9 protein-coding genes are annotated in these 12,109 nt (G+C 40.9%); 7 read left to right on the top strand and 2 right to left on the bottom strand.

Translation table 11 applies throughout. From position 1 onward, the window contains the following. The first annotated feature begins 29 nt into the window (after nt 1-29). From H6G69_RS11010 to H6G69_RS10985, 6 genes are all read left to right on the top strand, one after another. Nucleotides 30-524 carry an LptA/OstA family protein gene (locus tag H6G69_RS11010; protein WP_190685902.1) on the top strand — a complete coding sequence of 165 codons (495 nt, stop codon included), beginning with the start codon at nt 30-32 and terminating at the stop codon, nt 522-524. Between the two features lie 24 nt (nt 525-548). Continuing rightward, entirely contained in the window at nt 549-1,277 is a 729-nt protein-coding gene (gene lptB, locus H6G69_RS11005; protein WP_190685899.1) for an LPS export ABC transporter ATP-binding protein, read from the top strand. A gap of 291 nt (nt 1,278-1,568) precedes the next feature. Further along, a complete protein-coding gene (locus tag H6G69_RS11000) occupies nt 1,569-2,684 on the top strand; it encodes an LptF/LptG family permease (RefSeq protein WP_190685897.1) in 1,116 nt (371 codons plus the stop codon). A gap of 157 nt (nt 2,685-2,841) precedes the next feature. Beyond that, nucleotides 2,842-5,211, top strand: a complete 2,370-nt coding sequence (locus H6G69_RS10995; protein ID WP_190685894.1) for a tetratricopeptide repeat protein — start codon at nt 2,842-2,844, stop codon at nt 5,209-5,211. Nucleotides 5,212-5,523: 312 nt separating this feature from the next. Continuing rightward, on the top strand, nt 5,524-7,137 hold the full coding sequence (locus H6G69_RS10990) for a serine hydrolase (RefSeq protein ID WP_190685891.1): 1,614 nt from the start codon (nt 5,524-5,526) through the stop codon (nt 7,135-7,137). Nucleotides 7,138-7,188: 51 nt separating this feature from the next. Further along, nucleotides 7,189-7,797, top strand: a complete 609-nt coding sequence (locus tag H6G69_RS10985; RefSeq protein WP_190685889.1) for a hypothetical protein — start codon at nt 7,189-7,191, stop codon at nt 7,795-7,797. 192 nt (nt 7,798-7,989) lie between these two features. Here H6G69_RS10985 and H6G69_RS10980 read toward each other — a convergent pair whose 3' ends face one another. Continuing rightward, nucleotides 7,990-8,676 carry a response regulator transcription factor gene (locus tag H6G69_RS10980; RefSeq protein WP_190685885.1) on the bottom strand — a complete coding sequence of 229 codons (687 nt, stop codon included), beginning with the start codon at nt 8,674-8,676 and terminating at the stop codon, nt 7,990-7,992. Nucleotide 8,677: 1 nt separating this feature from the next. Beyond that, entirely contained in the window at nt 8,678-9,763 is a 1,086-nt protein-coding gene (locus H6G69_RS10975; protein WP_190685882.1) for a sensor histidine kinase KdpD, read from the bottom strand. Nucleotides 9,764-10,035: 272 nt separating this feature from the next. Between H6G69_RS10975 and kdpA the strand changes: the two genes are divergently transcribed. Then, entirely contained in the window at nt 10,036-11,781 is a 1,746-nt protein-coding gene (gene kdpA, locus H6G69_RS10970) for a potassium-transporting ATPase subunit KdpA (RefSeq protein WP_190685880.1), read from the top strand. Nucleotides 11,782-12,109 lie beyond the last annotated feature (328 nt).

The following is a 12,109-nucleotide window of genomic DNA, read 5'->3' as shown; positions in this document are numbered from 1 at the left end:
AAAAGCTGAATATTAAATTTTAAATCGTTATGATGCCCTGCAAATCGCCAATATCACAAATGCGCCGCTTTGGTTTAGCCTTGGTACTACCAGCCACACTTTTGGGTGCGTTGACTTTTCCTAGTCAACTGCAAACAGCCACTGCACAAGCGGCTAGTGGAAATCGCCCTCTGACTATTCGCTCTGATGTGCAAGAATATGATGCTAAAACTCAAGTCATTACGGCGCGTGGCAATGTGCAAATGGTTTATCCAGCGCGTCAGCTGCAAGCAACGGCGGCTCAAGCACAATACTTTAGCAAAGAACGCCGGATAGACTTTACAGGAAATGTCTATATTTTGCAACAGGGCAATAATAGTATTCGGGCAGAAAAGGTGACTTATTTAATAGATGAGGGGCGGTTTGTAGCTTTACCCCAGACCAACCGTCAGGTAGAGTCTATTTATATGGTGGAAGATTCAGAATTAGATAGACAAAATAATGTATCTGCCCCCAAAACACCTGCTTTGAAACCTTCCAACTAGCATCTACTACTACCAACGCGGATAGTGAAAATTGTTTTAGAGAATATTCACAAATCATACGGCAAGCGAGTTATTGTCAATCGCGTCAATCTTTCTGTGGTTCAGGGCGAAGTCGTTGGTTTATTAGGCCCGAATGGGGCTGGCAAAACAACGACTTTTTATATTGCCACAGGTTTAGAAAAACCAAATCAAGGGAAAGTTTGGCTAGATACTCAAGATATTACGGAATTGCCTATGCACAAACGTGCCCGGTTAGGTATTGGGTACTTGGCGCAGGAAGCAAGTGTATTTCGTCAGCTTTCCGTACAGGATAATATTTTTTTGGTATTTGAACAAACTAATGTACCGAGATGGGAGTGGCCGAGGCGACTACAAACTTTATTGGGCGAGTTCGGTTTAGAAAAAGTCGCTAAGACTAAAGGTATTCAACTCTCAGGGGGACAACGACGCAGAACAGAACTAGCTAGAGCTTTGGCCTCGGGGCGAGAGGGGCCAAAATTCTTATTACTGGATGAACCATTTGCGGGTGTTGATCCTATTGCTGTGGCAGAAATTCAACAAATTATTGCTGGTTTGCGCGATCGCGGTATGGGTATCTTAATTACAGATCATAATGTCCGCGAAACTCTCGCCATCACTGACCGCGCCTACATCATGCGTGAAGGACAAATTCTTGCTTCCGGCACGGCTGACGAACTTTACAGCAATCCGCTTGTGCGGCAATATTACTTAGGAGATAATTTTCAGGTTTAAATATTCAAACAGTAATTAAAGTTGAAAGTATTTTCTTAGGAGTTATAAGTATCAGGACTTACGTATGAAAACGAAAAATCAAGGGTGTAGGGGTGTAGGGGTGTATGTATCCAAAACCCATTAACCCCACACCCGACACCCTTACATCCAGTCTCCACAGACAATCTTTGTGCGTAAGTCCTAAGTATTTCATACTTCAGTTGGATTGCCTATATTGATTGTTACTTACTTATGATTTCAAAAAAGCAGAAGTCTTTTTATAGTATTAATTCTCTGCTGCCTTTTACGATCATGGATCGTTATTTGCTCAGTGAGTTAATTCCACCATTTTTATTTGGTGTCGGGGCATTTTCTTCAATTGGTGTCACTATTGATGCTGTATTTGATTTAGTAAGAAAAATTGTCGAATCTGGGCTACCTGTGGGCATCGCTATTCAAGTTTTTTTGTTGAAAATGCCCAATTTTATTGTTTTAGCTTTCCCGATGTCTACGCTGTTGGCAACGTTAATGACTTACAGCAAACTGTCAAGTGAGAGTGAGTTAATTGCTCTGCGTGGTTGTGGGGTGAGTGTTTATCGGATGGTTTTAACAGCAGTGATGTTAAGTTTGGTAGTCACAGGGATGACGTTTGTTTTTAACGAGCAAATTGCACCTACGGCTAACTATCAAGCAAACCAGACTTTAGAAGATGCCCTCAAATCTGAAAAGCCAATTCTCAAACAGCAAAATATTTTTTATCCAGAATACCGCGATATTTTAGAAGCTGATGGCACTAAAAGTAAAATGCTGGCACGGTTATTTTATGCTGACCAGTTTGATGGTAAACAGATGAAAGGTCTAACAATTATTGACCGTTCTACCCAAGGTTTAAATCAAGTGGTTGTAGCTGAGTCAGCTAAGTGGAATGGCGCACAAAGTGTCTGGGATTTTTATAATGGTACTATTTATTTAGTAGCTCCTAATGGCTCTTATCGAAATATTTTAAGGTTTGAACAACAACAACTAAAATTACCGCGCACCCCGTTAAGTCTGGCAGAAAAAAGCCGCGATTACGGGGAAATGAATATTTCTGAATCTCTAGAACAGTTAACAGTAGAAAAGTTAGGTGGCGATCGCCAAAAAATTCGTAAACTTGAAGTGAGAATTCATCAAAAAATCTCTCTACCGTTTGTCTGTTTAGTGTTTGGTTTGGTGGGTGCAGCGATGGGAACTATCCCCCAACGTACAGGTAGAGGTACAAGTTTTGGGGTATGCGTGATTGTTATTTTTACATATTATTTATTGTTCTTTATTAGCGGTGCGTTGGGACAAGCAGGTGTTCTTTCTCCTTTTATGGGTGCTTGGTTGCCTAATTTTATTTTCTTGGGTATTGGTTTATTTTTGTTGGGACGCGTTGCTAGGCGTTGATAAGGAGGCAGGAGGCAGAAGGCAGGGGGCAGGGGGCAGGGGGATAAACTTCATTTGTAAGAACTATTCACTGTTTTCTGTTGCCTGAGGAAAATTTTCCGAAAATTGTGGCACTGACGCTGTAGACTAAAATGTAGGCTACCCTCGTCGTTACATAATGGATGCTGAAGCAGCATTGGCTTGGTTAGATACCATAATTCCGGCTCAAACTGGGGAACGGTTGAGCGATTTGCAAAAAGTTATTCTTCAGCAGGTTTGGTTGGGTAGAAAATATCTGGATATTGCCAATGACTATGGCTGTACAGAAGGACACGCCAAGGATGTTGGTTCGCAGTTGTGGAAGTTGCTGTCAAAAGTTCTGCGGGAGAAAATTACTAAAGGTAATTGTCGCGCTACTTTAGAACGTTGTCTCAAAAAAGCTAGCCGAATTTCTCATTTATTAGATTACTCTACGCCGATTATCCCAGCAAAAGTAGTAGATACTAATTTTATAGGGAGAGAAGATGCGATCGCACATTTGAATGCGTTGGTGAGTCAAGGTGCAAAAGTCATTGTCATTCAAGGTGAGGGAGGATTAGGCAAAACTACCCTAGCACAACAATATCTGCATCAAGAGTTTGATTTGGTTTTAGAACTGCTGATGGCGCAGGAAACACAAAATATCACCTCAGCAGAACGCGTTGTAGAAGAATGGCTGAAGCAGGATTTTCACGAAGAACCGGGGGTAGAGTTTGGCGTAACTTTAGGAAGGCTAAAACGTCAACTACACACTCGACGTATTGGGGTGTTAATTGACAACCTTGAACCAGCGTTAGATAGTGAAGGTCGGTTGATTTGCGAACACCGTAGCTATGTAGAACTGTTGCGGGTTTTAGCTGATGCGAATGTGCAGTCTGTGACTTTGATTACTAGCCGCGATCGCTTGTGTGAACCGAGTGTTAATATTCATCATTATCGCCTTCCTGGTTTGGCGCAAGCGGCATGGCAAGAATTTTTTAGCAGTCGTGGTTTAACTATTGATGCGTCAACTCTCCAAATGATGCACCATGCTTACGGCGGAAATGCCAAAGCAATGGGAATTCTCTGTGGTGCAATTGCGGAAGATTTTGACGGTGACATCACTGCTTACTGGCGAGAAAATAATGCAGATTTATTAGCAGTCACAGACTTAAAAAATTTAGCAGTTAGTCAAATTAATCGCTTACAAGCACTTGATACTCAAGCTTATCGCTTGCTTTGTCGCTTGGGTTGTTATCGCTATCAAGATGTCGCCACTATTTCATCGCTGGGGATGGTTGCTTTATTGTGGGATGTTCCAGTGGCACAACATCGGCAAATTATTACGTCTTTAAGAAATCGATCGCTGGTAGAATGTCATAAAGGTGAATACTGGTTACATCCGGTAATTCGTGCTGAAGCGATCGCACGTTTACGCCAAAGTGATGAATGGGAAATTACTAACCATCAAGCCGCAGAATTTTGGACAAATAGTATTCAAAAAATTACGAATTTTGCCGATGCTTTACAGGCATTAGAAGCTTACTATCATTATATTGAAATTAATCAATTTGAATTAGCTGGTAAAGTAATTCTTCAAAGTCGCAATAACCAATGGCAACAGTTTTTACCGCTGGGTAGCACTTTATATCGGATGGGTTTGATTCAACCTGTGATGAGCGCAATTAATCAAGTTTTGAGTAATATTCAAGATGAAAATAAACTCATAGAACTCTACAATATTTTAGGTGATTTGTATTGGATAACTGGTAAGATAAATCAGGCGATCGCTTGTCAAGAAAAAACAATTAATTTAGCCACTAATGCTTTAAAATCACTTGTTCCGCAACCAGAAAATAAACATACAGTTTACTATCTACGAATGCTAGAGGTAGATTCACTCTTAAGCATTGGTCTCTACAAAATGGATTTATGGGAACTAGAAGAATCTGCACAATTATTTCAAAAAGTCATTTATCTTGCTCAAAATACTGCACATCATCGTTGGGCTGAAAAAGCCAGCGTATGTTTAGCCTTAGTCAATTCTTATTTAGGCTTAAATGAAGCAGCTTTCTCTTTAGCTAACGTTGCTTATAAAAATATCATTGCTGAAAATCTTGGCGCACATACAGGTAGGTTTGCTTATTTCATCCAGCTTTTAGGACAAACTTATATTAATTTAGGTGAATTTATCAAAGCTAAAGAAATGTTTAGCAAAGCCTTGCATTTTGCCGAAGTAAGTCATTATCTGCAAGTGAAAGCTAAAACTCTCAATGGTTTAGCAGAAATTTATAGACAACAAGCAGAATTTGAATTAGCAATTGTTAATCATGCAGAGGCGATTGAAATTTTAGATAATATTGGTGCTAAATGCGATTTAGCTGAGGCTTACTTTCAATTAGGGCTTACTTATCAAGAAATGCTCAATACTGATGAAAGTCAGATGTATTTTCAAACAGCTATGCAAATATTTATAGAGATGAATTCGCTTAAGCAGGTTAATAAAATTAAATTGCTAGTAAAAACTTAAAATTTGCTAATTATTGTTCAATACAGTTCAAAGAAGATAATTAGCCTACCGATAACCTTTGTAGAGACGTTGCAATGCAACGTCTCTACAGATTCGGAAACATCACAAATACCCGTAACTGAACCGTATTGAGCTATGAGCTACATCCTGCCTTAACAGCATTCGCCCAGGACAGTGAATGCTGTTTTACTAGGGTGATGGAGTTCTACAGTATTAAGAAACTTACACAGGTGCTTATAAGTAAGAAAATGGCTTAATAATCGACGCTTCGTACAATAATAAGTAAATAAGTAATCTTTCAAGCTTTTAATAATGACACTCCCATCGCCAAATAAAGTCGATGAATTATTTTCTGAATGGGATAAACCAGGCTCTCCTGGTTTTGCTTTAGCCATCATCAAAGATGGTGAGACTGTCTATAAGCGCGGCTATGGTATCGCTGACTTAGAACACAACGTAACGATTTCTCCAAATTCGGTCTTTGATATTGCCTCAACATCCAAGCAGTTTACAGCGATGTGCATTGCTTTACTTGCAAGAAAGGGGGAACTTTCTTTAGATGACGAGATCCAAATCTACATTTCAGAGATACCCAGATATGAGTATCCCATTACTGTGCGGCATCTGATTCACCATACAAGCGGCATTCGTGATTACCTAACCCTCATGGGGTTGGCAGGAATGCGATGTGAGAATGAGTATCCTGAGAACGAAATCATTGGTTTAATAGCTCGTCAAAAAGAATTGAACTTCAAGCCAGGAGAGGAGCATTTGTACAGCAACTCAGGATATTTTCTTTTGGCAGAAATTGTAAAACGTGTCTCCGGAGAATCTCTGGCGGTTTTTGCTGATAAGCATATTTTCAGTCCGCTTGGGATGAAGACAACTCACTTTCACGATGATTTCACAAGGATTGTTAAGAATAGAGCGATTGGTTACTCTGTGAGGGACGAAGGTAGCTTTCGGATTGATATGTCTATTCTTGATGTCGTGGGTGACGGTGGTATTTATACTACAGTTGAGGATCTATGTATCTGGGATGAGAATTTTTACCAAAACAAATTAGGAGGATATGGGCAAGACCTGATCGAAGAAATCATTACACCTGGAAGATTGAATAGCAGCGAAGGGATAGATTATGCCTTTGGTTTAGTTATAGGGCATTACCGAGGATTAGAAACCATCAGCCACAGTGGTGGATGGATGGGTTACAGCTCACAGATGCTTCGATTCCCCAAACAGAGATTCTCTGTAATTTGCTTGTCAAATTTGGGCAGCCCTGAACCGCCAGAACTTGCCAGAAAAGTCGCAGATATCTACTTAGTTGATGACTTTACTGAGCAAAGCAGAGAATCTGTACGCCGCCAAACCCAAATAAGAGAAATTCCATCGATTGATTTAGAGAGCAAGACTGGCTTTTATCAAAACCCAAAAACAGGAATTGTTTGGGAGTTATTGGTAAAGAACGGGAAATTAATCGTGGAATTTGCTGGAATGAGCTTTACACTTTCTCCTGTGAGTTCAAATCATTTTGTAATAATGGATATTCCTTCTAATGCCGATGTTGAATTTGAAGAGGCAGGTTTAGATGAACCCTCCCATCTTTACGTTTGTTGGGAGGGCAAAACACGCGACGTTTTCCAACGGCTAGACTTTGCTCCTCCTGATTCTGAACAGTGGATGGATTTTACAGGAGAGTATTATTGCAAAGAGTTAGATGTCACCTACAGAATCAGTATAGAAGACGGAGAGTTGCTGCTAAATCGAAGAAATTCTCTTCGAGAAACCCTCAAGCCAATTAACAAGGATTTACTGAAAGGTACGGACATCACTTTGCAGTTTGTCCATGATGACTTTCATCAAGTTGCTGGATTCAATATGAGTGCAGGATATGGAAGTGTCAGAAACATTCAATTTGTGAAATAAAATATTTTTAAATAATTAGAGCTTATGACTTTTTGGTTTGGCATCGGTATTATGCAACTTATTCCCAAGGAATACGATGACTATTATCCAGACGAAATCCTCAATCGCCTCGTTGATAAACTGGAATCAGAGCTAGCTGATGATGTACAAATTCGTGAAGTTCTTATGAAACCTGGTGTAGATTTGTACACTAGAGCAGAACCTACTGACAGACCTACTGTGATTGCATCTAGTATTAATAGTGGGGGTGAGCTACCCGATAGAATTGCTCTCCCAATTCTCACCGCCATTCAAAACGTGGAAACAGTAGATTATGCGCCGTATGAATATTGCTCTAAAATGCCAGATCTAATTGCGGACATCTTGATACCTGGATTTGGTAAACGAGTACAGTCAACAGAGGCTATACAACAACTACTATACTCCCGAATCAAGTTAGAAGACTTTTGCGTTACCCCTTTAAAAGACTTTTGGGTAGGGGGATTAGAGCAACATCTTGCTGCTTTTACCGAATGGCGAGACAGCTTATATAATGAAGCTGATTTTGTACCACGCGGTAGAGTGAGCCGCGAGGAAATACTTGAGTTTTACGATGAACATTTGTTGCCGATGCTTCGCTTTTGCAATGATTATCGTCTAATTTTTGTGTTTGGCTTTTGAGTAATTGCTCAAAATCATTCACAGTAAGCATTTACGTTTTGCGGATAAGTCTAATGCAACGTCTCTACAGATTCACCAAACATCACAAATACCCGTAACTGAACCGTATTGGATTATTTTTTGATCATACAGCCTAAGATTCCAGAAGTGAGAAAATATCCCAAATATTTTGCACTACTACTGATTCACAAATCAAATATGTGTGCTTGGCGAATTTCCTTTAATTAAGCGTTTTTGTAAGGCAACAACTACAGCTTGAGTGCGATCGCTCACTTCTAATTTTTGTAAAATGGCATGAATATGTACCCGTACTGTGCCAGGTGCAATATACAGTGCATGAGCAATTTCTTGATTAGTTTTACCTGCGGCTAACAGCGATAAAATTTCTTGTTCGCGCTGTGTTAAAGGATGAGAAAGTTGGGTAGTTTCTAACTCAGGTGATGTTAATTCCCCAACTAAAGAAGAACGAATTTCTTGTGTGGCGGTTGCATCCCACCAGGAAGCACCCGCCGCCACAGAACGCAGTGCTAAAAGTAATTTTTCGGCAGGAATTCCTTTGAGACAATAGCCTTGTACGCCTATTTCAATTAACCGCGTAATTAAAGGTTTTTGTGAGTGAGAAGTCAAAACTAAAACTGGTAATTGCGGATTTTGCTGTTTAATTTGTTGACAAGCTTCGATTCCGCCAATTCCCGGTAAACCTATATCTAACAGCACCACATCTACAAGAATTTGCTTGATTAATTCAATCGCGGTTTCACCATCTTCAGCTTCAGCGACAATCTCTAAATCTGGTTCTTGCTGTAATCGCACGCGCAAACCTAAGCGGAACAGTTCATCGTCCTCAACAAGCAAAATTTTAATTGGGTTCGAGGACATTTCACACACTTAGAGATTGAAATGGATAAACAGGCAATTTAAAAGCAAACATCGCACCACTGGGTACTCTATTCTCTGCCCAAATTATACCTCCATGAGCTTCAATAATTTGGCGAGACAGATAAAGCCCTAACCCTGAACCTTTGGCTTGACGCTGGCTATGGCCTTGGTAAAATCTTTCAAATAAATAGGGAAACTGTTCTATCCCAATTCCTGCGCCTGTATCTAAAATTTTCACCACCTGATAAGAGGCTTGTCCTTCTAAGACTACTTCTACTCTTTCACCACGCCGCGAATGATTAATTGCATTCACCAACAGATTATTCAAAACTCGTTGTAGTTGTAGTGCATCGCCTTGTACCCACAACGCACGTCGCCAATCAGAATCACCATAACTCACGGCAAGATGCACTCGACGGTTGGCGGCTAATCCGATTAAACTACTCGCCACTTCTTGTGCTAACTCGGTTAAATCTACAGCTACTAAATCTAGTTTTAAACCTTCTGTATCGTTGCGATAGATATCTAATAACGTTTCTAACAGTTGTAAAGATGTTTTATGGCTGCGTGCCATTGTATCTAAAACTTGTTGCTGAGTGGGTGAAACTGTACCAAATTTTTCTTGTTGAAAAGCTTTGATTGTTTCAATTGCGCCTAGTAATGGCGTTTTTAAATCATGGGTAAGTGTCGAGGCAAAATCTTCGCGGAGTTTGACTAATTCTTCTTGCGATTCTAGTTTAGCACGGGTGAGGGCGATCGCTTCTTGAGAACGACGCAAGCGATCGCTTAATACCCCTGTGACAATCAAAGCCATTGCGGCGATCGCTCGACTGGCAAATGTTGATGTCTTAATCACTTCACCAGCAGGCCAAAAAAGATTTAACATTGTTAAACTCACAGCAATTAATGTTGCTTGAAAAGTCGCAATGCCTCCAAACCAGGAGTTAGTTAATAATATTGGCCCTGTGTATAAATAGCCAAACACATACTCCGTTGGTGTTTCAAACTCCATCAAAATCACGCCCACAAATAGGCTAAATATGACTGCTAATCTGCTCAATTGTGTGTTTTTTGTATTGCTTTGCATAAATTAGTAACTTTTTTAAACGCAGAGTAACGCGGAGGTTTACGCGGAGTAACGCAGAGTATTTTTACAGTCTGTTGGTGATGAAGACGTTAAATTCCTAAGTTAATCTTATGAAAATTTACTGGCGTTTAGTTGATATATAAACACACTAAACATTAGATATAGAAAGAATAAACATCAAATTATATATTCTATATCTTGTTTTTATTAGCCAATCAATTGACGATCTAATTAAATCCATAAAACCTCTGCGTTGAAAAATGGTATAAATCATGCTCCAAGGATGGATTCAAATAACCTTAACGCTACTCATTGTCGTAGCGATTACTCCCTTTTTTGGGCGATATCTGGCGCGGGTTTACCTAGAACAGCGCACATTTCTCGACTCAATTTTAAATCCAGTTGAACGCGTGCTGTACTCTTTGGTGGGCGTTGCTGCTAAAGAAAATATGACAGGTTGGCAATATGCCAGAGCTATTTTGTACAGCAACGTAGTGATGGGGTTGCTGATATTTTTCATTATCATGAATCAAGGATGGTTGCCTTTTAATCCTACGCAGATAGACGCGCCAACTTGGGATACAGCACTGCACACTACCATATCTTTTATTACTAACACTAACCAACAGCACTACTCTGGTGAGACATACCTCAGCTATGCCAGCCAAATGTGGGGACTTGGTTATCATATGTTCACCTCGGCGGCGACTGGGTTAGCGGTGGGGATTGCTTTTATTCGCGGTTTGACTGGTAGACCGTTGGGTAATTTTTATGTAGATTTGATTCGCTCAATTACACGGGTTTTGTTACCTATATGTATTGTCGGTGGGATTGCCCTGATGGCGGCGGGTGTACCGGAAACCTTAGCCGGGCCTGTTGTGTTCCCCACTTTAGAAGATCCTAATATTAGTCAAGCGATCGCGCGCGGCCCTGTTGCCCATTTTGAAATCATCAAACAACTAGGCGAAAACGGCGGCGGCTTTTTTGCCATCAATTCAGCCCATCCTTTTGAAAATCCCAACGGATTTTCTAACTTAATTCAAATTGTGGCGATGTTATCAATTCCCACAGCCTTGATTTACACCTATGGCGTATTTGCTAACAACATTAAACAAGCCTGGTTAGTCTATGGCATGGTGGGCGTGATTTATATTGGCTTTATTATTATCACTGCCATTGGCGAATATAACGGTAATCCCGCCGTCAATGCCCTACTCGGAAGCACACAACCGAATTTAGAAGGTAAAGAAGTCCGGTTTGGTTGGGCGCAGTCTATATTGTTCGCCGTCAGTACAACCGGAACCATGTGCGGTGCTGTAAATAGTCTGCATGATTCCTTTATGCCTAACGGTGGTTTTGTCACCCTCTCGAATATGTTTCTGCAAATCATTTGGGGTGGACAAGGTACGGGAACAGCTTATTTATTTGCTTATTTAATTTTGGCTGTATTCGTCACAGGTTTAATGGTTGGGCGCACACCAGAATTTCTCGGACGCAAAATTGAAAAGCGTGAGGTGGTGCTGGCGAGTTTTCTGATTCTTTTAGTTCACCCCATCTCAATTATGATTCCTGCGGGAATCGCCTTAGCATTTCCCGACCAACTAGCAGGAATAAGTAACCCCGGCTTTCATGGTTTTGCTCAAGTTATTTACGAATATGCCTCGGCTGCGGCTAACAACGGTTCGGGTTTTGAAGGTTTAGGTGACTCTCAACCCTCACCCATTGCTATTGCTACTGGTGCAAAAACCACTGTCACCGCTTTGTGGTGGAACCTCAGTACTTGCTTCAGCCTATTAGCAGGACGTTACATTCCCATTATTGGTTTGCTATTACTCGCAGATAGTATGTTCCGCAAACAAGCAGTTCCGCTCACGGCTGGTACATTACGCACCGACACTGGACTATTTACAGGCGTAACCGCAGGCGTAATTTTAATCCTCGGCGCACTCACATTCTTTCCCGTTCTCGCATTTGGCCCCATCGGTGAAGCGTTTTGGATAGCCAAAGGGATTGGATGAGTCATTGGTCATTGGTCGAGCTTGAAATTTTTAGTTCAAAACCTTAACGTTCAGCCTCAAAGGTTCAACGTTCAAGTTCAAAGCCTCAACGTTTTAGTTCAGAACCTCAACGTTTTAGTTCAAAACCTCAACGTTCAAGTTCAAAACCTCAACGTTTAACCTCAAAGCCTCAAAGTTCAAGCTCAAAACCTCAACGTTCAACCTCAGAACCTCAACATTCAATCTCAAAGCCTCAATACACTTCTTGCAAAACTCCTTCTTTGCGCCTTTGCGCGGCAGTCGCTTCAAGTCGGCAGAGCCGCCCAACGCGCTGCCTTGCCTTTGCGTG

The sequence above is a fragment of the Nostoc sp. FACHB-110 genome, assembly GCF_014697425.1.
Classification (GTDB): domain Bacteria; phylum Cyanobacteriota; class Cyanobacteriia; order Cyanobacteriales; family Nostocaceae; genus Nostoc_B.
This window is presented reverse-complemented; position numbering and strand designations above follow the sequence as displayed.

Excerpts from the sequence above, each read along its gene's own strand:
- H6G69_RS11010 (WP_190685902.1), top strand. The coding sequence starts at position 30 with ATGATGCCCTGCAAATCGCCAATATCACAAATGCGCCGCTTTGGTTTA.
- H6G69_RS10990 (WP_190685891.1), top strand. The coding sequence starts at position 5,524 with ATGACACTCCCATCGCCAAATAAAGTCGATGAATTATTTTCTGAATGG.
- H6G69_RS11000 (WP_190685897.1), top strand. The coding sequence starts at position 1,569 with ATGGATCGTTATTTGCTCAGTGAGTTAATTCCACCATTTTTATTTGGT.
- H6G69_RS10985 (WP_190685889.1), top strand. The coding sequence starts at position 7,189 with ATGCAACTTATTCCCAAGGAATACGATGACTATTATCCAGACGAAATC.
- H6G69_RS10995 (WP_190685894.1), top strand. The coding sequence starts at position 2,842 with ATGGATGCTGAAGCAGCATTGGCTTGGTTAGATACCATAATTCCGGCT.
- H6G69_RS10975 (WP_190685882.1), bottom strand. The coding sequence starts at position 9,763 with ATGCAAAGCAATACAAAAAACACACAATTGAGCAGATTAGCAGTCATA.
- kdpA (WP_190685880.1), top strand. The coding sequence starts at position 10,036 with ATGCTCCAAGGATGGATTCAAATAACCTTAACGCTACTCATTGTCGTA.
- H6G69_RS10980 (WP_190685885.1), bottom strand. The coding sequence starts at position 8,676 with ATGTCCTCGAACCCAATTAAAATTTTGCTTGTTGAGGACGATGAACTG.